The organism is Flavobacterium ichthyis (assembly GCF_009915155.1).
Taxonomy (GTDB): Bacteria; Bacteroidota; Bacteroidia; order Flavobacteriales; family Flavobacteriaceae; genus Flavobacterium; species Flavobacterium ichthyis.
Genome location: NZ_JAABLM010000004.1, coordinates 109,023 through 135,356, shown reverse-complemented (window position 1 = coordinate 135,356; position 26,334 = coordinate 109,023). Strand labels below are relative to the sequence as shown.

Annotated in this window: 20 protein-coding genes and 1 tRNA gene; 8 read left to right on the top strand and 13 right to left on the bottom strand. The window is 35.7% G+C overall.

Going from position 1 to position 26,334, the window contains the following annotated elements:
- Positions 1-18: 18 nt before the first annotated feature.
- The 3 genes from GV828_RS04600 to GV828_RS04590 all read right to left on the bottom strand — a co-directional run bounded on the left by GV828_RS04600 (position 19) and on the right by GV828_RS04590 (position 2,318).
- Complete coding sequence (locus GV828_RS04600; RefSeq protein ID WP_166536305.1) at positions 19-966, bottom strand: ABC transporter ATP-binding protein; 948 nt, start codon at positions 964-966, stop codon at positions 19-21.
- Positions 967-1,090: 124 nt separating this feature from the next.
- Entirely contained in the window at positions 1,091-1,678 is a 588-nt protein-coding gene (locus GV828_RS04595; RefSeq protein WP_166536304.1) for a porin family protein, read from the bottom strand.
- 109 nt (positions 1,679-1,787) lie between these two features.
- The gene (locus GV828_RS04590) at positions 1,788-2,318 is read right to left on the bottom strand and encodes a hypothetical protein (protein WP_166536303.1); all 531 of its coding nucleotides are present in this window, start codon (positions 2,316-2,318) and stop codon (positions 1,788-1,790) included.
- 200 nt (positions 2,319-2,518) lie between these two features.
- Here GV828_RS04590 and GV828_RS04585 point away from each other — a divergent pair, with 200 nt between their 5' ends.
- The 3 genes from GV828_RS04585 to GV828_RS04575 all read left to right on the top strand — a co-directional run bounded on the left by GV828_RS04585 (position 2,519) and on the right by GV828_RS04575 (position 6,122).
- The gene (locus GV828_RS04585; RefSeq protein ID WP_166536302.1) at positions 2,519-3,076 is read left to right on the top strand and encodes a porin family protein; all 558 of its coding nucleotides are present in this window, start codon (positions 2,519-2,521) and stop codon (positions 3,074-3,076) included.
- Positions 3,077-3,183: 107 nt separating this feature from the next.
- Positions 3,184-3,600 carry a type II 3-dehydroquinate dehydratase gene (gene aroQ, locus GV828_RS04580; RefSeq protein WP_166536301.1) on the top strand — a complete coding sequence of 139 codons (417 nt, stop codon included), beginning with the start codon at positions 3,184-3,186 and terminating at the stop codon, positions 3,598-3,600.
- A 47-nt stretch (positions 3,601-3,647) separates the two neighbouring features.
- Entirely contained in the window at positions 3,648-6,122 is a 2,475-nt protein-coding gene (locus tag GV828_RS04575) for a DUF5686 and carboxypeptidase regulatory-like domain-containing protein (protein ID WP_166536300.1), read from the top strand.
- Positions 6,123-6,183: 61 nt separating this feature from the next.
- Here the strand turns inward: GV828_RS04575 and murA are convergent, their stop codons facing one another.
- From murA to GV828_RS04555, 4 genes are all read right to left on the bottom strand, one after another.
- Positions 6,184-7,491 carry a UDP-N-acetylglucosamine 1-carboxyvinyltransferase gene (gene murA / locus GV828_RS04570; protein ID WP_166536299.1) on the bottom strand — a complete coding sequence of 436 codons (1,308 nt, stop codon included), beginning with the start codon at positions 7,489-7,491 and terminating at the stop codon, positions 6,184-6,186.
- Between the two features lie 42 nt (positions 7,492-7,533).
- Positions 7,534-8,244 (bottom strand): DUF4290 domain-containing protein, encoded by a 711-nt coding sequence (locus tag GV828_RS04565; RefSeq protein ID WP_166536298.1) that lies wholly within the window; start codon positions 8,242-8,244, stop codon positions 7,534-7,536.
- Between the two features lie 14 nt (positions 8,245-8,258).
- Positions 8,259-8,543: a DUF493 family protein gene (locus GV828_RS04560; protein ID WP_166536297.1), complete on the bottom strand. Its 285-nt coding sequence runs from the start codon at positions 8,541-8,543 to the stop codon at positions 8,259-8,261.
- A 341-nt stretch (positions 8,544-8,884) separates the two neighbouring features.
- Positions 8,885-8,958: transfer RNA gene (locus GV828_RS04555), tRNA-Met, on the bottom strand.
- Between the two features lie 144 nt (positions 8,959-9,102).
- Here GV828_RS04555 and GV828_RS04550 point away from each other — a divergent pair.
- Positions 9,103-9,495 (top strand): START-like domain-containing protein, encoded by a 393-nt coding sequence (locus tag GV828_RS04550; RefSeq protein WP_166536296.1) that lies wholly within the window; start codon positions 9,103-9,105, stop codon positions 9,493-9,495.
- A 56-nt stretch (positions 9,496-9,551) separates the two neighbouring features.
- Positions 9,552-10,388, top strand: coding sequence for an aminotransferase class IV (locus GV828_RS04545; RefSeq protein WP_166536295.1), 837 nt, complete (start codon positions 9,552-9,554; stop codon positions 10,386-10,388).
- On the opposite strand, the gene GV828_RS04540 is transcribed toward GV828_RS04545, so the two are convergent.
- The 5 genes from GV828_RS04540 to GV828_RS04520 all read right to left on the bottom strand — a co-directional run bounded on the left by GV828_RS04540 (position 10,385) and on the right by GV828_RS04520 (position 14,900).
- Positions 10,385-10,945 carry a YqgE/AlgH family protein gene (locus GV828_RS04540; RefSeq protein ID WP_166536294.1) on the bottom strand — a complete coding sequence of 187 codons (561 nt, stop codon included), beginning with the start codon at positions 10,943-10,945 and terminating at the stop codon, positions 10,385-10,387. The genes GV828_RS04545 and GV828_RS04540 overlap by 4 nt on opposite strands.
- Positions 10,946-11,065: 120 nt before the next feature.
- Positions 11,066-11,338 (bottom strand): HU family DNA-binding protein, encoded by a 273-nt coding sequence (locus GV828_RS04535; protein ID WP_166536293.1) that lies wholly within the window; start codon positions 11,336-11,338, stop codon positions 11,066-11,068.
- Between the two features lie 178 nt (positions 11,339-11,516).
- On the bottom strand, positions 11,517-12,464 hold the full coding sequence (fmt, locus tag GV828_RS04530) for a methionyl-tRNA formyltransferase (protein ID WP_166536292.1): 948 nt from the start codon (positions 12,462-12,464) through the stop codon (positions 11,517-11,519).
- The gene (locus tag GV828_RS04525; protein ID WP_166536291.1) at positions 12,452-14,356 is read right to left on the bottom strand and encodes a RecQ family ATP-dependent DNA helicase; all 1,905 of its coding nucleotides are present in this window, start codon (positions 14,354-14,356) and stop codon (positions 12,452-12,454) included. The genes fmt and GV828_RS04525 overlap by 13 nt, the downstream gene beginning before the upstream one ends.
- Positions 14,357-14,360: 4 nt before the next feature.
- Positions 14,361-14,900 (bottom strand): AAA family ATPase, encoded by a 540-nt coding sequence (locus tag GV828_RS04520; protein ID WP_166536290.1) that lies wholly within the window; start codon positions 14,898-14,900, stop codon positions 14,361-14,363.
- 169 nt (positions 14,901-15,069) lie between these two features.
- Here GV828_RS04520 and GV828_RS04515 point away from each other — a divergent pair, with 169 nt between their 5' ends.
- The 3 genes from GV828_RS04515 to GV828_RS04505 all read left to right on the top strand — a co-directional run bounded on the left by GV828_RS04515 (position 15,070) and on the right by GV828_RS04505 (position 24,576).
- Positions 15,070-19,089: a M14 family zinc carboxypeptidase gene (locus tag GV828_RS04515; protein WP_166536289.1), complete on the top strand. Its 4,020-nt coding sequence runs from the start codon at positions 15,070-15,072 to the stop codon at positions 19,087-19,089.
- An 11-nt stretch (positions 19,090-19,100) separates the two neighbouring features.
- Positions 19,101-19,316 carry a hypothetical protein gene (locus tag GV828_RS04510; RefSeq protein ID WP_166536288.1) on the top strand — a complete coding sequence of 72 codons (216 nt, stop codon included), beginning with the start codon at positions 19,101-19,103 and terminating at the stop codon, positions 19,314-19,316.
- A 235-nt stretch (positions 19,317-19,551) separates the two neighbouring features.
- Positions 19,552-24,576 carry a LamG-like jellyroll fold domain-containing protein gene (locus tag GV828_RS04505; protein WP_166536287.1) on the top strand — a complete coding sequence of 1,675 codons (5,025 nt, stop codon included), beginning with the start codon at positions 19,552-19,554 and terminating at the stop codon, positions 24,574-24,576.
- A gap of 88 nt (positions 24,577-24,664) precedes the next feature.
- Here GV828_RS04505 and hisS read toward each other — a convergent pair whose 3' ends face one another.
- Positions 24,665-26,038: a histidine--tRNA ligase gene (hisS, locus tag GV828_RS04500; RefSeq protein WP_166536286.1), complete on the bottom strand. Its 1,374-nt coding sequence runs from the start codon at positions 26,036-26,038 to the stop codon at positions 24,665-24,667.
- Positions 26,039-26,334: the final 296 nt, after the last annotated feature.

Genomic DNA, 26,334 nt, shown 5'->3' with positions numbered 1-26,334 from the left:
ATTTTTTTGTTCTTGCAATTATAAAACTTTGTTACTAACTTCCAAATAAACCGAACTTTCATTTTCCAAAGCAGTATTATGTTCGAAGAAAATAACTTGCTTGTCCAAAACTGATTTTATCAAATACCGGTTTCCTTTAAAAAAAGATTGTTTTACCCTAACTTGAATAAATCCTGAGGCATTTACCTTTAGTTGATGCGGATAAAGCAACAAATTGGTTGTTTCGCCATTGTCATCTTCTACCGAAATTTCGTTGACTTCACCAAAAAGCGATGCCGTGTATTTATTTTTTGGATTGAAATAAATGTCTTTAGAATTTCCGTATTCGAGCAGCTTCCCGTTTTGCATCACCAGCGTTTCATCGGCGAAAGCCAAAGCATCGGCACTGTCATGCGTGGCAACAATTACGGTGATTTTTTTTCTTTTGAGATAAGCAAAAAGATTTCTGCGCAAAGCATTTTTCCGGAAATTATCAATGTGACTAAAAGGTTCATCGAGCAATAAAATTTTTGGTTCTACGGCTAAAACCCGGGCTAAAGCCACACGTTGCATTTGTCCGCCACTTAAATATTTGGCTTTGGTTTGTGCAAATTCGTTCATTTCTACCATTGCCAAAAGTTCGGAAATGCGTTGTTTTTTTTCCTCCGGATAAATGTTGGAAAGAAATTTCCCTACATTTTCTTCCACTGTAATGTATGGCATCAAGTCAAAATCTTGCGCGAGGTATTTGATGTAATCTTCTCCGGGAATCAGATTAAATTTTGGTCCGAGTATTTGTTTGTCATTAAAAAAAATTTCACCTTCATCTAAGTCATACAAACCGTAAATAAGTTTCAGCAGTGTACTTTTCCCGCAACCGCTTTCACCAATAATGGCGATATTTTTGCCTTCATCGGCAGTGAAACTGATGTTGTGAATGACTTTTTTTTCGGTATAACCAAAAGAAATATTGTGTAGCGTGAGCATGGCGTTTTGTAAAAGTGGAATGCAAAGGTAGCGCAAGCCATGCTTTTGGCGAAAGCCTAAATGATAATTTTTGTATAAAAAAACCTCCCGGTTAAAGGAGGTTTTCTGTTTTAATTTTTTGAAATTAGAATTTGTAAATTAATCCGAAATTAATGTCTCGCATATTTAATCCAAATTCGAAATTATTAGTCGATTCTGCTCCGTCGATATCTGGCTTGGCAGTGTTGTAATTCAATACACCCCAAGAAGCTTCGATTGCAAAATTTTTGGCAATAAAATAACTGATTCCAGGAGCTAATTGTACTCCGAAACCGTTAGCATCTACATCAACGATACCGTTATCCACATTTGCGGTAACATATTCAACTGCTAATTCACCAAATACAGAAAATTTTGAAGCTGGTGTAAAATAATATCGTCCGAAAGCTCCAATAGAAAGAGCGCTTGTGGTTAGTTCATCAGTAGCATCTTCTTCTTTTTCAGAAACAAAACCAAGACGTCCCCCAATTGCGATGTTCGGGCTTACAAATACGCCAAAACTTGGGGCAACTTCAAAACCTGTTGATTTTTCGTCTCCTGTTTTAGAAGATTCTACTCCAAAAGAACCAGAGATGAACATATCTCCTTTTGCAAATCCACCTTCAACGGTTTCCTGAGCTTTTGCTCCCATAAATGCAGCAACAGCAGCAAGTGTAAAAATTAATTTTTTCATGTTTGTTGTATTAAATTATTGGCGTAAAAATAGTAATTATATTCTTACATAAAACAAAAAAACCTCCCGATTAAAGGAGGATTTCTGTTATAAAGAAAACTATTTTTTCTTAGAAGTGAAGTGCGAAACCGATTCTTACTTGGAATACATCTTCGTAAAAATCATTGTTCATGCTTAAGTTATATTTCAAACCTGGCTCAATAGAAACATTTTGTCCTAAAAAGATTGCATAACCAGCTTGAAGTCCTAAGTAAGAAGGATTTTCGTCAGCGTCTTTAATTGAAGCACCAGAATAATCAACTTGAACTGGAATTTGGCTCATAATGTAATATTTAGCTCCGATTTTGTATGAAAAAGCAGAAACATCATTACCCATATCGTTATAACCGATACCAGCTTTGATTGCTAAATCATCCATTACGAAGTAACCTCCTTCAGCACCAATTGACCAAGAAGTATCTCCATCAACTGAACTTAAACCGAAAGATGTTTCAGCAGCGTGAGCACCACCAAAACCTGTGTTAGCTTCGATTAACCATTTTCCTTTTGCAGTTTGACCACCATTATCTGTAGATGAATCTTGTGCGTTAGCAAATCCAAAAGCACATACTGCTGCAACTGATAAAATTAATTTTTTCATGTTTGTTGTAGTTTAAAATTACAATGGCAAATGTAAAAAAAAAATAACACGAAACAACTTACCAAAAAAAAAATTGGTTTTCTTGTGTGTTTTTTCTAAAAAATACTAAGAGTTTCTTAAAAAAAATCGTGTACATGGAAATCATTACTACATTTGAGTAACAAATCTTGTGTTATTTTAACCACCTAAATTAACAAATTATGAAAAAATTATTGTTTGCAACCTTATTATTATGTGCCGTGAGTTTTTCTGCCGAAGCGCAATTAGTACGTTTTGGAGTAAAAGGCGGTGTAAACTTCTCAAATTTTAACGGAGGCGTTGACGGAATTGATTACAGCGGAAGAACCGGATGGCATGCTGGTGCTTTGGTTGAAATTGGCGTAACCGAAAACTTTAAAATTCAGCCAGAAGCGTTATTTAGTTCGCAAGGTGCTGATGTAGATGGAGTTGGAGATTTTAATCTTGATTATGTGTCCGTTCCGGTTTTGGCGAAATTTTACATCGTAACGGATAAATTAAGTCTCGACTTTGGTCCGCAATTTTCGTTTTTGGTAAATGAATCAGAAGAAGCATTTGATGATGTGCTTGATGGCGGAAGCAATAATTCTTTTGATTTTGCACTTGCTGGCGGTTTAGGGCTTGACATTACTGATAGCTTTTTTGCGCAAGCGAGATATACCATTGGTTTAACCGAAGTATCTAAAGATGCCGATGTAAAAAATGCAGTTTTTCAGGTTTCGCTTGGTTATAAGTTTTAAGAAAAATCAGAATTTCAAATTTTCAGAACCGTTTCTTTTTTTAAGAGACGGTTTTTTTTTGTGCCAAATTTCTTCAGAAAATATATATTTTTACAAAAATCAAACTCATGAACATTGTCATTATCAACGGACCTAATCTCAATTTATTAGGCAAACGCGAACCCGAAATTTACGGAAACACCACATTCGAAGATTTTCTGCACGAGTTAAAAGTAAAATTTCCAGCGGTTAATTTACATTATTTTCAAAGTAATATTGAAGGTGAAATAATTGACAAAATTCAGGAATATGGTTTTGATTGTGATGGAATTATTCTCAATGCAGCCGCATACACGCACACATCTGTAGGAATTGGCGATGCCGTAAAAGCCATCAAAACTCCTGTAGTAGAAGTGCATATTTCCAATACTTTTTCGCGAGAAAATTTTAGGCATCAATCTTACATTTCCAGCAATGTTAAAGGTGTAATTGTAGGCTTCGGACTGAAAAGTTATGAACTGGCCTTGTATTCTTTTTTAGGTTGATGCAACCATTGTACTTAAAATTTCGTCTTTAAAAAAAAACACCATTTATGAAACAAAAATTACTTTTACGCCTGCTCTTTTTATTTTTCACAGTTAACCTTTCGGCACAAATTCGCGGAAAAGTAACTGACAATCAAGGAAATTCGCTTCCTGCGGTAAATATTTTTATCGAAGATACTTACAACGCCACGTCTTCAAACGAAAATGGAAACTATGAGTTATCCATTACAAAACCCGGAAATTACACCGTGGTTTTTCAATTTTTAGGATTTAAAACCAAAAAAGAAAAAGTTTCGGCCACACAATTTCCAGTCGTTTTAAATGTAAGCTTGGAAGAAGAAAATATTTCTATGGCAGAAATAACGATTTCTACCGAAGAAAATCCGGCAAATGCTATTATTCGAAATGCCATTGCCGCCAAAAAACAAAATGCTGCAATGACGGATAAATTTACCGCTGATTTTTACTCGCGTGGGATTTTTAGAGTCATCAACGCTCCGAAAAAAATTTTGGGACAAACCGTTGACGAAGAAGGCATTCTCGACTCTACCGGAACTGGAATTGTATACCTTTCTGAAACCGTTTCGAAAATTACCTACCAAAAACCTGATAAGCTGAAGGAAAAAATTATCGCTTCAAAAATCAGCGGGAACGATAATGGTTTTAGCTACAACACGGCAATGGATACTGATTATGATTTTTACCAAAATTATGTAAAATTCAACATTAATATGGTTTCGCCAATTGCCAACAACGCTTTTAATTATTACCGCTTTAAAATGGAAGGTACTTTTGAAGATGAAAATGGCAATACCATTAACAAAATAAAATTAATTCCGCGTCGTGATAGCGAACCTGTTTTTGACGGACATATTTATATTGTGGAAGATTCTTGGGCTATTTATGCCGTAGATGTTGACATTAAAGGTTATCGCGCAGAAATTGAGCTGATGGAAACCATGCAGCTTACGCAAAATTATACTTATAATAATCAAAAAAAAATTTGGGCGAAAAGTTTGCAAACCATGGATTTTAAAGCCGGACTTTTTGGCATTGGTTTTACGGGAAAATTTACCCATGCGTTTCGCAATTATGAATTCAAAGAAGCTTTTGACAACAAAACTTTTACGAAAGAAATTGTGTCCATTGATGCTGATGCTAATAAAAAAGAAAATTCTTTTTGGCAACAAATTCGTCCGGTTCCATTAACGGATGAAGAAACTCGCGATTACCAGAAAAAAGACAGCATTCAAACTTTGAAAAAGTCGAAAGTATATTTGGATTCTATCGATGCCAAAAATAATAGATTTAAAATTCTGGATATTTTTTCGGGTTATTCTTACTCTAATTCTTACAAAAATTATTCGTTTAGATATGATGGATTGATCAAAATTCCGGGTTACAACACAGTTCAGGGTTGGTATTTGAATTCCGGAATTTCGTTTAACAAAAGAAACCCTGATGAAAATACTTATACTTCGGTTGGCATTCGCGGGAATTATGGTTTTGCCGAAGATCGTTTTAGATTTTATGGATATTTCACCAAAAAATTCAACAATGTTACCCATTCTTTTTTTACAGCTTCCGCCGGAAGTGAGATTGTTCAATTCAACCAAACGCCTGCAATTCCGCAAATTGTAAATTCGGTTGCCACATTATTTTTCAAAGAAAACTTTGCTAAATATTATGACAAAACCTTTGTTCGTGCGGGCTATCAGCAGGAAGTTACGAATGGTTTGCGATTATTTGGTAACGTTGAATATTCTCGAAGAAAATCGCTCAACAACAATACGGATTATGTTTTGATTAAAAACGATAAAGAATTTACCTCGAACAACCCTTTGTTTCCTGACTTGGACATTCCTATTTTTGAAACGCATCGATTGGCAAAGGCATCGATTACCGCACAAATAAATTTTGGTCAAGAATACATTTCAAGACCAGATGGAAAATTGAATTTGAGAAACGACAAATATCCTACTCTATTTGCTTCATACGAAAAAGCTTTTGCTGGAACTGAAGATTTTTATAATTATGATTTTATATCAGCAAGAGCAATTTATGATGTAACTTTTGGTAACAAAGGAGAAATGGGATTGAATTTAAAAGCCGGGAAATTTTTCAATGCCGACGGAATTTCGTTCGCCGATTTCAAACATTTTAACGGAAACCAAACCCACGTTGGCATGGCTGATCGTTACCTCAACGTGTTTAATTTACTACCGTATTATTCTCACAGCACTAATGATAGTTATGTGGAATTTCACGGCGAACATAATTTTAAAGGATTTATCATGAACAAAATTCCGTTGCTGAACAAGTTGCGTTCACATTTGGTTGTGGGTTATCACGCCATTGCGGTTCCTGAAATGAAACCGTATCACGAATTTTCGGTTGGGTTAAATAATTTAGGTTTTGGAAAATTCAGAATGCTTCGTTTGGATTATGTAAGATCATACCAAGGTGGTTTCCAGAGTGATGGAATTGTTTTTGGGTTGAAATTTCTTAACATCCTAAACTAATAGAAAAAGGGCATTTCATACCGAAACGCCCTTTTTCTTTTATTAATGTTCAAAAAAGAAACTATACGGTCTCAATTTTTGCACCTAAAGATTTTAAACGTTCTTCGATGTTTTCGTAACCACGGTGAATTTGCTCAATATTTTGAATCATACTAGTTCCTTTAGCTGAAAGCGCTGCAATCAACAGTGAAATTCCTGCTCGAATATCTGGCGAAGTCATGGTGGTTGCTTTTAATTGTGATTTAAAATCGTGACCAATTACAACAGCTCGATGCGGATCACACAATATAATTTTCGCACCCATATCAATCAATTTGTCCACAAAAAATAAACGGCTTTCGAACATTTTTTGGTGAATCAAAACACTTCCTCTCGCTTGAGTTGCCACTACCAAAACGATAGAAAGCAAATCTGGCGTGAATCCAGGCCAAGGAGCATCGGCAATGGTTAGGATAGAACCGTCAATGTAATTTTGAATTTCGTAACCATCTGTATGAGCCGGAATGTAAATATCGTCGCCCCGTTTTTCTAAAGTAATTCCAAGTTTTCTAAAAGTTGATGGAATTACACCAAGATTTTCCCAACTTACGTTTTTAATCGTGATTTCGCTTCTGGTCATGGCGGCAAGTCCAATCCAAGAACCAATTTCAATCATGTCTGGCAAAATGGTATGTTCACAACCTTTCAATGCTGCAACCCCTTCAATTTCTAATAAATTTGAACCAACACCGGTGATTTTTGCCCCCATGCTGTTCAACATTTTCGAAAGTTGTTGTAGGTAAGGTTCGCAAGCAGCATTGTAAATTTGCGTTTTTCCTTCAGCTAAAACTGCCGCCATTAAAATATTTGCGGTTCCGGTTACCGAAGCTTCGTCAAGTAACATGGTAGTTCCTGTTAATTTTTCGGCTTCAACACCATAGAAATAATCTTCTTTGTTGTAACGGAAATTAGCACCAAGATTGATGAAACCTTCAAAATGTGTATCTAATCTTCTTCTACCTATTTTGTCACCACCCGGTTTTGGAATATAACCTTTTCCAAAACGAGCTAAAAGCGGTCCAACAATCATAATGGAACCACGAAGTGAGCTTCCCTCCTTTTTAAAAGCGTCAGATGTAAGGTAATCCACATTTACCTCATCAGCTTGAAAAGTGTAAGAACCTTTGGCAATTTTTTCGATTTTTACGCCTAAATTTTTTAAAAGTGTGATCAATTTATTCACGTCAATAATGTCCGGAATATTGTTGATGGTTACTTTTTCGGGCGTGAGCAAAACCGCACATAAGATTTGCAAAGCTTCGTTTTTAGCTCCTTGAGGCGTAATTTCTCCTTTTAACGAAACGCCTCCTTCAATTTTGAATGTTTCCATTTACTACGGGTATGTTTTTCTTTGAAATGTAATAGTTGAATGCTATTGTTGTTTTCGGTTATTGTTATTGTTTTTATTTTTGTTTTTGTTGTACTTAGATTTTTGGTTTTGGCCTTGGTTTTGATTTTGAAAATGTTTGTTAGACATTTTTTTGTTGGTTTTAATCAATTCATTTGTGTCTAGTAATTCTTCGGCAGTGGTGCGAAGATTTATTTTTCCACCAGACATTTCCAGCAAATGTTCAAAAATCACTTCGTCTTTAACCGAATCTTTGTTCCAACTCAAATAAGATTTTTTCATGTGATTGGCAATCACTTTAATTAATGCGCTTTTTAACTCGCTATCTTCCCATTTGTTGGCTACGTCAATCATGTATTGAATATTGTTTCCATAGAAACGGTATTTGGGAAAATTTTGCGGGTATTGTAGTCGATCTGGTTTTTGTTGTAACATCTCCCTTGAAGGCACCGGATAAGGCGAATCAACATCAATTTTGAAATCAGACATAATGAATAACTGGTCCCACAATTTATGCTGAAAATCAGGCACATCTCGTAAATGTGGATTTAAAGTCCCTAAAACACTTATGATATATTTTGCGGCTTTGTTACGTTCGGTACGATCTTGAATTTCAGTAGCTTGGTCGATTAATTTTTGCAGATGTCTTCCATATTCGGGAATTATTAAATGCGGTCTTTCGGCGTTATATTCAAGATGTTGCACAGTGTCGTGTGCGTTTTCTTTGATGTACATATTGTTGTTGTTTTTTAGAGCGAAATTATTCCTTCGATATGGGAAACTTCGATGTATTTGTCCACGATGCTTTGTGCACTTGTCATTCTTACATTAACTGAAACGCTTGTAAATTTTCCGTTTTTCGACTGGTTGGTATTGATGACGGCACCCATGGCGTTAAATGCATTTTCGACTTCTAGAATTTTTTGTGGATCGCTTGGTACTATAAATTTGAATAAATATTCTGCAGGCCAAGTATTTGCGTTATCTAATTCTTGTTTTAATCTTTCGTAGAACTCCTCTGTTTTCTTGTCCATTTTTTAAATTAAAATAAACGCAAATATAGTATTTTGGATTCAGATATCCATATTTAGATTTGGCAAACTGAAAGTATTTTTGGAATGAAATGTGTTTAGCTGAGCAGTTTTGTGCGTGAGGGATTGCAGCGGCATCCTTTTTAGGAATTGCCTGGATGTCAATCCGGGGGCAATTACTGAAAAGATATAGCGGAAAGCCCGACCTTTTGTGCCTTGAAAAATGTTGGTTTTTAAGCAGAATATTTCTGGGCACTAAAGGGCACGCCCGAAAAAATTTTGTAAAAGTAAATTGGGGAAATGACAAAAAAAATCCCCAACCAGTGAAGATTAGGGAAATTTTGTAGCGAGAGAGAGATTTGAACTCTCGACCTCAGGGTTATGAATCCTGCGCTCTAACCAACTGAGCTACCTCGCCGTGGTTAAATGCATTCTTGAATGCGGGTGCAAATATACTACTAAATTCATAGCTTCCAAATTTTTTCGAGCGCAAAAAAAATTATTTTTAAAATTGCATTTATGTTATTAATATTCTATATATTTCGAAAAAAATATGAACTTCATGGAAAATAAAATACGCTACGAACTTGAATTCCCGCTAACTTCCTCACCTCAACTGCTTTACCAATATATCTCAACGCCGTCTGGACTGTCCGAATGGTTTGCTGACAATGTAAATTCTCGTGGCGAAATCTTTACTTTTATCTGGAACGATGCTGAAGAAAAAGCACGTTTGGCTTCAAAGAAAACGGGCGAGAAAGTAAAATTTCGCTGGATTGGTGATGATGGAAAGGATGGCGAATATTTTTTTGAGCTTAGAATTTTGGTAGATGAAATTACTAAAGACGTTTCGCTAATGGTGGTGGATTTTGCCGTTGAAGATGAAATTGACGAATCTAAACAATTGTGGGACAATCAGATTTCGGATTTAAAACACGTTATCGGCTCAGTTTAACGCTTGTTTGCGAGATTAACCTTATATTTGCCCTGAATTTTTTCAGGGCTTTTTTTATGGTAAATTTAAACGGAAATATCAGCGACAATCATCAATTGAATGCTTTAAACAGGGGGTTTCTTTATGGAGATTCGGTATTTGAAACCGTTAGGGTTTTAGATGGGAAAGTGTTGTTTTTAGAAGATCATTATTTCCGGTTGATGGCTTCGATGCGAATTGTGAGAATGGACATTCCGATGGATTTTACCATGGATTTTTTTGAAAATCAATTACTTGGAACCGCTGTTGCCAACAATTGTGAAAATGCCGGTAGAGCTAGATTGTCGGTTTTTAGAAATGGCAATGGTTTTTATTTACCGGAAGATCGATCTGTTAGTTTTGTAGTTACGGCTCAACCTTTGGCCGAAAAAATTTATAGCGACAATAAAAAAGAGTACGAAGTAGAAATTTACAAGGATTTTACAATAACCAAACACTTGCTTTCGACTTTAAAAACAAATAATAGGATTTTAAATGTTGCCGGAAATATTTTTGCGTCGGAAAATGGTTATCAAAATTGTCTGTTGATTAACGATAGCAAAAATATTGTAGAAGCCTTGAATGGAAATATTTTTATGTTAACTGGAAATCACCTTGTTACTCCTCCACTCTCTGAGGGTTGTTTAAACGGAATTATGAGAAAACAAGTTTTGGCAATTGCGAAAAAACTAGAAAATATTGAAGTTCTTGAATCAGCAATTTCTCCTTTTGATCTTCAAAAAGCGGATGAACTTTTTATTACGAATGTGATTTCCGGCTTACAACCAATTACAAAGTATAGAAAAAAAGATTTTACGGCTGTAATTGCTTCGGAAATTACTAAACGCTTGAATGCGCAAATTCGTTTTGCTTAATTTAAAATAGGATTTTCAGGAGCATTACTCCAAATGAGATAATCACCTCCTAATTCTACTATTTTTTCTTTCCAAAAATTAGTAGTTGATTTGGCAATAATTTTATTTTCATAGATGTTTCGGGACAAAATCCATGAGCTTGCCATCATTTCTCGCTCCAGTTGTCCTGCTTCCCAACCTGTGTAGCCTAAAAAAAACCGAATGTTATTTCTACTAATTTTGCCGTCATTAATTAATTCTTTAATCGAGTCAAAATCGCCCCCCCAAAAAATTCCATTTGAAATTTCAATACTGTTAGGAATCATTTCCGGAACCGTGTGAATAAAATAAAGATTGTCTTGTTCAACAGGACCTCCGTTATAAATTTTAAATTTTGAGTGGATTTCGGGGATAAGATCTTGAATGGTGTACTCAAGTGGCTTATTTAAAATAAACCCAACCGATCCTTCCTCGTTGTGATCAGCCAAAAGAACTACAGACCTGTTGAAAGAAAGGTCTCCCATTATAGAGGGTTCTGCGATGAGTAACGCGCCTTTTTTAAGTTTTTCTGAAATCATTTGGAGTGAATTTGAACTAAATTTATTAATTTATTTTTACTTAACCAAATACAGACTGGCGCAAAATAAAAAACCTCCTGAGCAAATCAGAAGGCTTTATATTTTTTTAGGATGCAAGATTTAGTTTAATCCACCTTCTAGTTCAGCACCAGCTTTGAATTTAACTACTTTTTTAGCAGCAATTTTGATTGCTTTTCCTGTTTGTGGATTTCTACCTTCTCTTGCAGCTCTATCAGAAACTGACCAAGATCCAAAACCTACTAAAGATACTCTTCCACCACTTTTTAAAGTTTTACCTACGTTGTTTAAAAGTGACTCTAATGCTAATTTTGCAGCTGCTTTAGAAATTCCTGCGTCAGCAGCAATAGCATCAATTAATTCTGATTTGTTCATGATAATTGTTTTAATTGTTGGTTAAACATTGTGTTAATCAAAACAAATTTAGTAGGATTTCCTTACTATCCAAGGCTTCACAACGCTTTTTTGTTAAAATGTTAATAACTTTCTGTTATTGTTAATAAAACCAACTTGCTTTTTTAAAAAATATTCAAAAATCAGGGTTTACAAGGCTTTAGAAAGCTTTTGCATTTTCGGAAAAAGAGATGCCATTTAAAAATTCATGTACTTTTAAATTTTTCTTTCCAGGAAATTGTAGCTGTAATATTACAATCCAACCGTCAGTTACTGCTATTTTAAGATTTTTTTTGTCAGTTATAATTTTTCCAACAGAAACCGAATGAGTTTCTTTTTCAAATTTAGCCTCGAAAATTTTGACACTCCATTGGTTCCCTGAGTCTTCAAAAAAACACCAAGCCCCAGGATAAGGGGACAAGCCACGAATTAAATTATAAATGGCTTTACCTGACTGTGAAAAATCAATTTTGCAGTTGTCTTTATTGAGTTTATATGCCGTTTTTAGACCTTGGGTTTCTTGCTGAATTTCTGTATTTACATTATTATTTTTAATAAGTTCGAGCGTTTCGATTACCGCATTTTTTCCGAGATTCATCAGTTTATCGTGTAAAACGCCGGCATTTTCGTCATCGGTAATTTCTATTTTTTTACTCAAAATCATTGCTCCAGTGTCAATTTTATCATCAATAAAAAAGGTTGTAACACCGGTATTTTTTTCACCATTGATAATTGCCCAGTTAATTGGTGCCGCTCCACGATAATTTGGTAACAAGGATGCGTGAAGGTTAAAAGTTCCCAAACTTGGCATTTTCCATACCACTTCGGGTAACATTCGAAATGCGACTACTACTTGTAAAGTAGCGTCTAAAGCTTTTAATTCTTTTAAAAAATTTTCATCTTTTAAATTAGTGGGTTGTAAAAGCTTCAAATTGTTTTGTAAGGCATATTCTTTTACCGCAGAATATTTAATTTTTTGTCCGCGACCGGCAGGTTTATCAGCAGCGGTAATTACGCCAACGACATCATATTTTTTTTGAATAATTGCATCCAAAATTCCAACCGCAAAGTCGGGTGTTCCCATGAAAACAATTTTTAATTTTTCCATTTTTTTAAACTGTATTTGTTTGTAGATGATACTAAAATTTTCCCTTCATCTAACAATTGTTGTAAGGCAAAGATAAGTTGCTTAGAAGAAAACCCCGAATTTTCCTGTAATTCTCTTGAGGATTTGGGTGAAGTTTTAAGTAATTCCAAAATTAACTTTTTAATTTCAAAATATTCTTCGGTAGAAGTTTTTTGTTCTACACAAACTGAGCAAATGCCACATCTTTCGGGTTTTTTTTCGCCAAAATATTCTAACAATTTTTGGCTATTACATAGTTCTCGATTATTTACATAATTTAAAACGGCTTGTAATTGTGTTTTTTTTAGCTGATTTTGCTTTTTCAAATGTTTGGAAATCCTATTAATTGTAAGGTCATCTTCCCTAATTTCGTTCATTATAAACGAAGAATCGTTGTTTTTGGCATAATAATCTGCAATCCCTCGTTGGTGTAACTTTTGCAAAACCACCAAAACGGCACTTTCCTGTTTCCCGGATTTTTTTGCAATAAGCGAAACATTAATAGCGGTTAGCGTGTCATAAATTCCGGGATAATTTCTTAAAATAACCGTAATAATCTCGTCATCCTGCGGATTTAGGCTTATATATCGAATGATTTCTTTGGATTCTAACAAAAACTGTAACATGATTTGCTGCGAAAATTCTTGCGAAAGTGTAATAACTCCTTGCCTATCTAAAAATTGGAGCGCATTATAAGTTTTTAAAACTGGAAAATTATATTGCGTACAAAAATGATTTAAGTTAAATGAAAAGCGTTCGTCGATACCTTCACCATAAGCGATGTTAAGGAAACTACACATTTTTTTAAAAATTATTTTAAGAAATGCCTCATCCGGAAGATTTCCAAGAACCTGATTCTCAGTAAATTTTGTATCCGACGGACTTTGCAAGCAAACCGCAAATGCTTTTTCACCATTTCGTCCAGCTCGACCAGCTTCTTGGTAATAATTTTCCAGATTATCTGGTAGTTGAATATGAAAAACAGTTTTTACATTTGGCTTGTCAATTCCCATCCCAAAAGCGTTTGTGGCCACCATTACCTGAACTTTTTCCTCCATCCATAATTGCATGTTGGTTTCTTTTTCTTTGACTTGCAAACCTCCGTGATAAAAAGTTGCTGTGATGCCCAAATGTTGCAAATGTGCGACTGTTTCGGAAGCTGATTTTCTGTTCCTTACATAAATAATCGACGGTTGCTGGTATTTTTGTAAAATTCTCGAAACTTTGAACAGTTTATCTTCGGCATCATAAATCATGTATGCCAAATTTTCTCTGGCGAAGGATTTTTTAAAGATTTGCGGATGTTGCAAACCTAAATTTTCAATCACATCTTCCTGCACACGAGGTGTTGCTGTGGCGGTTAATGCTAGAAAAGGTACATTAGAAAAAGTGTCTTTTAGATTAGAGATTTTCAAAAATGCGGGTCTGAAATCGTGTCCCCATTGCGATACGCAATGTGCTTCGTCAATAGCTATAAGGTTTAGATTTAAATTTTTTAATCGTTCCACAATCCAGTCAGATTGCAGTCTTTCGGGTGAAAGATATAAAAATTTTATGCCGCCGTATTGACAATTATCTAATACTGTAGAAATATCATCAATTGAAAGTCCGCCGGTTAAGGCTACTGCTTTGATGTTTTTTTTTTTGAGATTTTCAACTTGATCTTTCATTAGTGCGATTAACGGCGAAATCACCAAGCATAATCCAGGTTTCAACAAGCCCGGAATTTGAAAGCAAATAGATTTCCCACCTCCAGTTGGCATTAATGCAAAAGCATCATTTCCGTTTAGAACGGCGTCGATAATTTCGGCTTGCGGAGTACGAAAATTTGTATGACCAAAAAATTTTTGTAGTAATTCTAAGGGTTTTTGCATATTGCTACTTCGAAAGATGCCCCAAGATAAAAAGAATTCTGTTATCTAAAGTATCTTTTGGAACTTCTATTAAAGAATAACCGTAGTTTTCGTAAGTTTCTTTGAGATGTTTGTAAATTAAAGTAGCTTGTTCGTAGTTTTCGTATCGGGCATCATCGCTTTCATAAATTTCTTCCCACGGCGGTAGAATAAAAATTTTGGTGTATTGATATTCTCGACAAGCTTCATCGAAGAAAGCAGGGTAAGCATCGCCAATGTAATGCATGTATGCTAAAACATCGGGAATTCCGCGGTCTATAAAAACCACTTCGCAATTTTCTTCACAGGCTTGCTTGTATTGCTTTTTTCGCCCTTCCAATAAAAGTTCGGAAAAAAGCAACGGGTTTTCGAGAAATAATTGTTCGATTCCTTGTTTTCGGGCTTCTAAAGTGATTTCACGAGAAATTTCGGGATAACAACAATAACCTTTGGATAGTAATCCGTCAATGATTGTTGTTTTTCCGGTTCCAGGACCACCAATAATTACAACTATTTCTTTTTGCACTGTTTTCGAAAATAAGCGGCAAATTTACTCAAACATTTTCAGATGAAAAAACTATTTTTTTGATTATCAATAATGTTAGTGAATCATTAATAAATTATTTTTTTTTAAAAATTTTAACTTTTAAAACAAAAATTTTCTTACGTTTGCCATACCCAAATCTAATATTAACATGAACAGAACTATTCCCCTGCTGGTTTTGTTGTGCGTTTTTGCTATGAGCACAACTTTTGCCCAAGTAAAAAATCAAACACCTCGCGAGAGAGCCAACTACTATCTCCAAGAAAAAGGCGAAGTTGTATTTCAATTTAAAGCCACCAGCCAAAATCAATTTAAAGAACTTGCCCGATTTTTATCGATTAGCCATAAAGTGGTCGATCCTGTATTGCTTCGGGTGGAAGCGTATGCTAACAAAGATCAGTTTGAAAAATTTTTAACCTATGGTTTACCTTTCGAAGTAAATGATGCGGATAATGTCTTTGAAGCTGATGAATACACCACATTTGCAACTGCTGCTTGGGACGATACTTGGAATGCTTATCCTAGATATTCTCAATATGTGGCAAAAATGCAATATTGGGCAAGTGCTTATCCTAATTTATGTAAGCTTGAAGAAATAGGCACTACCATTAGAGGTCGAAAATTATTAGTTTTAAAAATTTCTGACAACGCACAAACCCATGAAACCGAGCCCGAATTTTTGTACACTTCATCAATGCATGGCGACGAAATTACGGGATATCCTACGATGCTTCGTTTTATAGATTATTTGTTAACGCGATACAGCACAGATCCTGAGGTTGCAAATATTGTGAACAATACTCAAATTTATATTTGTCCGCTTGCAAATCCTGATGGATCCTATCGAGCTGCTACAAATGATATTTATAATTCTTCTGGAAATACGGCTACTCGAGGCAATGCTAACAATATTGACCTTAACCGAAATTATCCCGATGCAATTGATGGATTACATCCAGACAACCAAGCATACCAACCTGAAACGGCAGCATTTATGAACTTTGAAAAAAATCATAATTTCGTGTTGGCTGCCAATTACCACGGTGGTGTTGAAGTAATAAATTTTCCTTGGGATACTTCTACCACTCCCGGAACGTCTAATTTCAGTATTCATCCGCATGACAACTATTTTAAATTTATTTCTACAGAATATGCTCATAATTGTCAGGAAGCAGATAATAATCAAAATTATATGGACGATGTGATAAATTCTGGTCAATATCCTGGAACTACGAATGGTGCCGCATGGTATTCCGTTTACGGTGGAAGACAAGATTGGAATAATTTTTTCAATCACAACAAAGAAATTACAATAGAAATTTCCGCTCAAAAAACGCCTTCGGCAGCTAATCTACCTTTTTATTGGGACAGAAATCGTAAAGCACTTTTAGATTTTGTAAAACAAGCTAATTATGGTTTACAAGGAAAAGTGACTGATGCTTCAGGAAACCCTGTTTCGGCAAAAGTTTATGTGGCTTCTCAAGATAAAATGGGTTCCTGGGTTAAAACCGGAATTTTAGGCGATTATTACAAAGTGCAAATTGCTGGAAATTATAACGTGATTTTTGAAGCACCAGGCTATATTTCTCAAACCAGAAACGTAACGATAAGTAATAATTTTGCTACGGTTTTAAATGTGCAAATGGTGGCAACCACTGCAATTCCACTAGCAGATGATGTTACGATTTGTGAAAACCAATCTGCTAATTTATCGGCTACGGGAAGTAATTTACAGTGGTTTGACAGCATAAATAGTACAACTGTTTTAGGTTCTGGAAATAATTTTACGTCGCCAAATTTAACCGCATCTCGTTCTTATTTTGTTGAAAGTCAAACGTTATTGACGGCGATAAACCCAACGGGATTTACGACCACAAATGTTACCGCTGCCAATTCTGCCAACCGCTATTCGATTTTTAATGCAACAGTTCCAGTTAAGCTAAAAAGTGTTGAAATTAATTTATCCAATGCTGGCGATGTCCTTATCGAATTACAGAATAGTACTGGCGAAATGTTAGAGTCAAAAGTAGTTTCAGTTCCCAGTTCTGGAAGACAAGAGGTTATTTTAGACTTTTTCGTTCCTGCACAAAATAATTTGCGCTTGGTTTTACGTGAATCTACTAGAACTGTCGTAACAGCTACTTCTGGTTACAGTTACCCTTTAAGTAACGAAGCCGTGTCGATAACCGGAAATAGCGGTAGCGGAAATTCGATGCAATTTTTTAATTGGAAATTCGACGCCATAAAAAGTCCACGCCAAGAAGTTATTGTAAATGTACAATCAAATCCTGTTGTGGAAACCATTTCTCCTTCAACTCAACCTGCTGGTTCAGAATCTTTTATCTTAACTGTAAATGGAAGTAATTTTGTAAACGGACAAAGTATCATTCGATGGAATAATGTTGAAAAAACAACCACTTTCGTAAGTTCAACGCAATTGACGGCAAATGTTTCTGCGGCTGATTTAGCGGTACAAGGAAATGCGAGCGTTACCGTTTTCAATACTTGTAATAATGTTCAAACTACTGCTGCAACATTTATAATTACGGCACCAACAACCACAACTTGGAATGGAACTTCCTGGACATATGGAGAACCAACAGCTTCGTTAAACGCTGTAATTAATGGAGAATATAATACTTACGTTAACGGAGGTTTTACCGCTTTAAGCCTTACTATTACTGCGGAGGGAACGCTTAATATTGAACCCAATACTGCAATTGTTGTTATCAATAGTGTGGTAAATGAAGCAAATGAAAATAGTTTCCAGGTGGAAAGCAATGGAAATTTAATTCAAACGAATAACAGTTTAAATGTTGGAAGTATATTGGTAAAACGGGATAGTTCGCCGATGTATCGCTATGATTATACCTTATGGTCGTCACCAGTTTCCGGACAAAACTTACGTAGTTTTTCTCCAGAAACTTTGTTGGATAGATTTTACAGTTACAATTCTTCAACCGGAACAAATGGTGCTTACGAAACCATTTTTCCCGCAAATGCTCCGGCAACGTATAATTTTCTTCCAGCAAAGGGATACCTGATAAGAAGCCCAGACCATTATTTGGGTTACCAAAATACTTCAACCCCAGGACAAGTTTACACCGGAAGTTTTATTGGAATTCCTCAAAACGGAACAATCTCTTATAATTTATCTGCTGAAAACAATGGTTACAATTTAGTTGGAAATCCTTATCCATCAGCTATTTCAATCAGCTCTTTTTTTGCTGCCAATCAAAATGCAATTGACGGAACAATCTGGTTTTGGAGAAAAAGAAATGGCGTTCCTGGAACAGGATATGCTACCACAACTGGCTTAGGAGTAACGAGCGTTCAGCCTGAAAGTGCTGCAATGGATCCAAACAATGCGATTAATACCGCACAAGGATTTTTTGTAAAAGTGAAACAAAATGCTATGCAAAATAACCTTTTGTTCCATAACAATATGCGTCAAAATGCCAATACCTCATTTTTTAGAAATGCTGATGAACAAACTGTGGAAAAACACCGTATTTGGCTTGATTTAAAATTAAACAACGAAATCATAGGACAAACACTCATTGGTTATATGCAAGGTGCAACCGAAGGTTTAGATTATGGCATAGATGGGAAATATTTTGATGACAGTCCATTATCCTTAAGTACGATGGTAAATAATACGGAATTAGCCATTCAGGGAAGAAACTTACCATTCAATACTGAAGACGAGGTGCCGCTTTATTTCAAAACAAATGTTGCCGGAAGTTTCAGTATTTCGCTTTCACAGTTTGACGGAATTTTCTCCGAAGAGCAACCTGTTTATCTTACAGACAATAATAATTTACAAACTGTCAACTTAAAATCGGGCGAATATGAATTTACAACCGCTTCAGGCATATTCCCTAACCGATTTAAAATTGTTTATCGAAATAGCTTGAATATTGACACTCCAAAAGTTGATGTTAATCAAATAATCATTTCACAACAGTCATCTAAAGTCTCTATTTTTGCTGGAAAAATTACAATTGATAATATAAAAGTTTATGATTTAAGTGGAAGATTATTACTTGAGAAACGAAACTGCGATAGCTCACATTTTGAAATTTCAATTGACCAAATCCCCAATCAAGTCTTAATTATTCAATTAACTACAAATGAACAACTTATCATTAACAAAAAAATAATTCGCTAAAAAATACCCAAATGAAGAACAATATTAAGTACCGCCTTGCGCTGATGGCGACCATCTTTTTAAATATTATGTCAGCATATGCAGATGAATCAAATCCTTCCGAACCACCAGAAGATGTACCCCAAGCGTCTATCGATTCGACAATTTGGTTAATCATTTTAATTGCAGTAGCCATTGGAATTGCCTTAACCAATAAACCTCATCGGGGAACAATCTCGAAAAACTAATTATAGTAGTACCAAAGCTTAAACTCAAATCATTTTAAGCTTTGGTACTTCATGAACAATTGAAATTTTAACTGAAAATAACAACCTAAAAAATTTATAATATCTGCTATCAACTTAATTCACTCATAATAAAAAAGTTAACTTCAAAAAATACTTGCCCCGGTACTTTTTGAAATTATTACCCAAATCTATTTTATCGTAAACTTTATTCATAATCTAATCCCCATTAAGGATCATGAAAAAAAATTCCCTACTAAACTGCAGGCTATGGCTTGCACTAATGCTCGTTTGCACTTCATTCGAGTCATTTTCACAAACTGTTTTATTAACTGACAACATTCCCGGAAACAAATTATTCGTTGTTCCCCCAGGTACATCTGTCATTACTATCGAAGGAATTGGTGGCGGAGGTCGTGGCGGTACGCGAACAACTAGCGGAGGTGGCGGCGGAGGTGGCGGAGGCGCTTATTCTCGAGTAACCATTGCTGTCACACCGGGACAAGTAATCCCTTATACTGTTGGAGCAGGAAGTAATTCTACTACAGATGGAGGAGATACTTCTTTTTTGAATACTACAACGCTTTTGGCAAAAGGCGGAGAATCTGTTGGAAATAATTTTTCAACTGGAGGGATTGGAGGTCAAGCCAATCAAGGAGTTGGTGATGTTCGGTTTTCTGGCGGTAATGGATTTTCTACATCAGGAGGTAATGGCGGTGGCGGTGGATCTTCGGCAGGAAATGCGGAAAATGGCAATAACGCAACCAATTCGAGTGGCGCCACTGCACCATTTTTTGGAGGAAATGGCGGTAATGGTAGAACAAGTAGCGATGGAAGCGGATTCAACGCTGCAAATCCCGGTGGTGGTGGAGGCGGATCTCGAAGAACCTCCGGGACACGTTATGGCGGAACCGGTGGCAATGGATTGATAAGAATTGTTGCTGCTCCTGCTTATCGCTCAGAATTTATTTCGATGGATTTAGGCATCCCATCTTGGTGTGCTGGAGAAACACGAACCGTGTCGGTAACAGTAAAAAATATTGGAACAAACACTTGGACTAATACGTCGCCCGATATAAATATTGGTATTAAATGGAATGGTGATCCAGATTATTTGGTTCGCACGGATGCAAACAATTTGGCACCTTTAGCCACTCAAACTTATTTTTTAAGCGTCACAGCTCCTACAGCAGGAACTAATAACCTACAATTTGATATTGTAAGTGAAGGTAATTGCTGGTTTGCTAATAATGCAGGAACTTGCGGTCCAGAAAATACTGTATTTCGGTCGTCAATTTTAAATATAACTAATTGTCCTTCAAACGGACCTGGAGGGGTTCGTCACAATTTACAATTATGGTTAAGAGCGGATTTATTGGATGGTACCACCGGAACACCTAACAATACGTTGGTTTCTTCATGGATTACACAAGGTTTAGGTAGTAATGCTGTTGTGAATACATCAACTCAAGAACCGGTTTATCGTAATTCAGTTGCATCAAACGTTAACTTCAACGCCGTTGTTGATTTTACAAATGACAATAATAATGCACCTGAGGACTACAATTACGCGAGATTAGGGCAGCAATATCTTCAAGGAACTAGCGGATACTATACGCAAGATATGTTCGTCGTATCCATCCCCGATCAAAATATTTCTGCTGCTACAGCAAGCATGGACATATTTTGTGGTGATAATTCACCAACGGTAGACAACGATCGTGATGGAAGTGGTATTGGATACGGCACATATTCGGTAAGATTTGACAACGAAGTTATTGCTTATGCTGTGGGAACGACAAGTAGTAGCAGTTCTGCTCCAGTCAACAGTCGTGGTTACGGAATTGCACAAACCAGCACAACTTCAAACTATCAAGCTGGAGCGGTAGGATTGATTAACACGCGAACTAACACCCTAGGCAACAATCAAGAACTATATTACAATGCAAATAACATAGGAAATACCGTTGTGGGATTACCTCAATATTCAAATATTAGTAATAGTCGTTTTTGGATAGGAAGAAGTCAAGCATATCGTTCTAGTTTAGATGCTCGTGTGGCAGAAATTATCACCTTTGATGCCCGAAAAAATGATGCTACCGAAAGAATACGTATAGAGTCATATCTTGGAATAAAATATGGTATTACACTTGGTGTTAACGGAACTTCTCAAAACTATGTCGATTCAGATAATTCAGTTATATGGAATATTGCGGCAAACGATGGATACAATTTTAACATTGCTGGAATTGGCAGAGATGATATTTCTCGCTTGACACAAAAACAATCACGAAGCTCTAATGACGTCAACGATGTGGTGATTGCTCTAGGAGATGTTGTAGCTACAACCAATACGGCAAACACGAATAATTTTGCGAATAATAAAAATTTCCTATTGTGGGGACACAATAATGGTACTTTGGCCTCATCAGGTGTGAACTCAAATGTTTCTTTGGGTACTATTTCAACAACTTTTACACGAGGAAATCGTATTTATAAAATCGTAGAAACCGGAGGTGATATTCCGCAAACGACTATTTCTTTACCTACAAATATATTGGCAACTGCTTTTCCTAAATCTCCCAATCAAGACTATGTACTTATCGTATCTACTTCTGCAAGTTTTGCTTCAACAAATATTGTAGATATTATTCCTTTAAAAGATAATGGCACAACACTAGAAACTTGGTATGATTTCGACGGAACAAAATTTTTCTCATTCGGTGTCGCAACCGAGAATGTAGGCAGCTACAGATTAGATCATGATACAACTGATTTTATTATTGGCGAAAAAAACATAAATCTAAATGCTAATTTTACGGTTTCGGGCTGGTGCAGAACTTCGGGTAACAATGGTTCGATTATTGCAAAAAACGGTGCTTATGATTTTTATATAAATGCTGCGGGACAATTTGTAGGAAACTGGAATAACGTTGATAGAGTCATTTCAACCGTGAGTGTAAATGATGGAAAATGGCATTATGTAGCGGTAACATTTTCTGCTGGAACTGCAAGATTGTTTATTGATGGTGTAGAAAACGTATTGGCAACTGCCCTACCTAATCCATCTGCAAATAGTAATCATTTTACCATTGGAGCTGTTTGGAGTAATAAAAATGTCATTTCTAAAACTTTTATCGGGGATATTGATGAGATTAGAATTTGGAATTCAGCTTTAAGCGAAACCCAGCTGCGATACATCATGAATCAGGAAATTGAGAAAAATGGAACAGCTGTTTTTGGAAAATCAATTCCAAACACCATTACCAAAAATGACATATCCAGTACTTTATGGAATAACCTTTTGATTTACTACGATATGAACTCGTTTTATGGTACAGCTGTAAAAGACAAATCCAACAATAATTTTTGGGCAAGGTTGAAGTATCTCAACAACGATAAAATTGTGGCAAATTTACAAACCGCCCCGCTTCCGTACCAAACGGTTTCAAACGGAAATTGGTCGAGTACCGCTACTTGGTTAAATGGAAACGTTCAGGAATTGCCATATGGATTATCCATTTCTAATCCTACAATTCCTATCGATTGGAATATCGTCGAAACAAATCATACTATAACTTCCAACGGAAACAAAAATCTCTTGGCTCTTTCTATAAATTCGGATACATTTTTGGCCACAAATGATTCCAAAGTTGAAATATCTCATTACCTAAAAATCAACGGAAAACTTGATTTAGTAGGAAAATCTCAACTAATCCAAACCTTAAACAGTGATTTTGACGCAACAAGTGCTGGTAATGCAGAACGAGACCAGCAAGGAACAAGTAATTTATACAATTATAATTATTGGTCTTCACCAGTTAGCACCATCAATGCCACTTCTAACAATGGAACCTATACCGTTTCGAGCGTATTTAAAGACGGCACTACATTAACTCCTCAAAATATAAATTTCATCGGGGGTTATAATGGTTCAGGTACGAGTCCTATTTCTATCGCAAGATATTGGTTATACAAATTTCAAAATACTATAGGTGTCTATGCTAATTGGGCAGCAATTAACGAAAATTCACCCCTATTTGCTGGGCAAGGCTTCACAATGAAAGGAAGTGGTGCGGTAACGCCAACCCAAAATTATACCTTTGTGGGAAAACCAAACAACGGTAGAATTTCAGTAAACATTAGCGCTAATATGTCTAATTTATTAGGAAATCCTTACTTATCCGCATTAGACGCTACACAATTTATTACTGACAATCTTGGTGTCATGACTGGAACTATTTATTTCTGGGATCAATACGGTGGAAACAGCCACATTTTAAGAGAATACCAAGGTGGTTACGCAGCTAGAAATCTTACTGGAGGTGTCGTGGCTGTTGCTAATCCTGGCGTGATGCCAGGTTCTGGAACAAAAATTCCGCAACGTTTCATACCAGTAGGTCAAGGGTTTTGGATAGAGGCTAACGGTACAGGTGGGAATTTAATTTTCAACAATAATCAACGTGCTTTTATTAAGGAAGATGAACCTAATTCTTTTACAATGTTTAGGCAAAATAACCCATTGACTGAAGCGGAACATTTTTCAAATAATCAAAATGACAGCGTTGCCGAAGCTGATGAGTTTAAAAAAATCCGTTTAAACTATCTTGCCAATGGAGCCAAAAGAGATATTCTATTAGGTTTTATGAACGAAAACGCTACCGAAAATTATGACCCTGGCTATGATGGCATACAATGGGATACTCAAAACAATGACATTTTCTTTCCTCACGAAGCTGGAAACCTTGTAATTCAAGGAGTTGGTGCATTTGATATTTACAAACGCTTCCCGATAACGTTAAAAACTTCGCAAGCTGGAGAAGTAAAAATTAATTTAACAGAAAGTAACAATTTCAACCCCTCACAAGAAATTTACGTATATGATGCACAAACTGAAACATTTTATGATATTCGAAACGAAGATTTTTTCATAACTTTGAATAGTGGCACACACGAAAATAGATTTTCTATTCGCTTTACAAATGAAGAAAATTTAACGACGGGTTTTACTAACCATAATAATATTCGCATTTCATATGCATATAACACGGATGTTTTACACATTAAAAACCTAAATCAAGAAGCAATTATCTATTCCGTTACAGCATTTAATATATTAGGTCAAGAGATTAAATCTAATGATGTTAGAAATGAAAACCAAGCAGAAATCACAATACCCTTTAATGGCTATGCAGCGGGTACTTACATTTTCAAAATTAATACCGACATTGGCGATTTTAGCTATAAAATCATAAAAAAATAAACCGCAATTATGGGGATTGCGGTTTAGGAGTTGGCAAGTTTCCAACATTTAACGAAGAGTTCTGCGGGTTGGCAGAACTCTTCAATTTTTATATATTTTTCAATAATTGTTCTAAACCATTAAAATCAACAGTTTCTTTTTCGCCGGAAAGCAAATTTTTTACAGTAAATTTTCCTTCAGCAATCTCACTATTTCCCGCCATAATGGCAAACGGAATATTTTTTTTCTCGGCATGTTTAAATTGTTTATCCATCTTAGCCTTATCCGGAAACATTTCTACCGGAATATCTAAATCTCTTAACATAGATATGGTTTTCATAGCATAAAAAGCTTCGGCATCACCAAAATTAAAAAACAATGCTTTTGTACCTACGGTTACGGTTTCGGGAAATAAACTAAGTTCTTCAAGCACTAAATAAATTCGGTCTAAGCCAAATGAAATCCCTACTCCACTCATATTTTTCAACCCGAAAATTCCCGTAAGATCATCATATCTTCCACCTCCACCAATTGATCCCATGGCAATATTTTTAGGTGCAGAAACTTCAAAAATTGCTCCAGTATAGTAATTTAAACCACGAGCCAAAGTCACATCAAGGTCAATTGTGGCAGATTTTAAACCTAATTTTTCTACGTTTTCACAAATAAATTGCAACTCCTCTACTCCTTTTTTGCCTTCTTCTGAAGCAGAAAGTAAAATTGAAAGCTGCTCAATTTTTTCATTTAAATTTCCCGAAAAGCTAAACAATGGCTGTACTTTTTGTATCGCTTCCGCGGAAATTCCTTTGGCTAACATTTCGCTTTTTACGCCATCTTCGCCCATTTTATCCAGTTTGTCTAAAGCTACCGTAAAGTCAATCAATTTATCCGAAGCGCCAATGACTTCCGCAATTCCGGAAAGAATTTTTCGATTGTTGATTTTGATAGTGACGCCTTCTAATTTTAAATCAGCGAAAACGGAATCATATAATTGTACCAATTCAATTTCTTGCCACAAAGATTTCGAGCCTACAACATCTGCATCACATTGGTAAAATTCTCGGAAACGCCCTTTTTGCGGATTATCAGCTCGCCAAACGGGTTGAATTTGGTAACGTTTGAAAGGAAATTCTAAATTATTTTGATGTTGAACCACAAACCTTGCAAACGGAACGGTCAAATCATATCGTAAAGCTTTTTCAGAAAGTGAGTTAGAAAATTTTGCGAGGTTGCCTTCTTCTAACGACTTCAAATCGGCTTTTTTTACTTTATCCCCAGAATTTAATATCTTAAAAATCAAGCGATCACCTTCTTCTCCATATTTTCCCATCAATGTTTCTGAATTTTCAAAAGATGGAGTTTCGATGGGTTGATAGCCAAATTTTTCGAAATTTTTCCGGATGGTAGAAAAGATGTATTGACGTTTGTAAACTTCTGCGGGCGAAAAATCGCGGGTTCCCTTTGGGATGCCTGGTTTTGCCATTTCGATTTTTTTAATTTAGGATTTTAAATATGTAATAATTCCAGCGGCTTTTTTAACCGAAAAATTAATTGGCTAAATTACTTTTTATAGCTGAGATAATTTCTAAATAATTTCCAAATTTTTCCGGCGAAATGATGAAATGTTATTTTTATCGCTAAACGTAGGAACTGTCCTTTCCAAAAAAGCCAAAAGTTTTTTCTTTTGCCCCGTCGCGAAGTTTCGGGAGTAGCGGAAATCCTCCTATCAATTTCATCGAAAATTGTTAAAAGATTGAAGCGGAAAGCGGGAAAATGTGC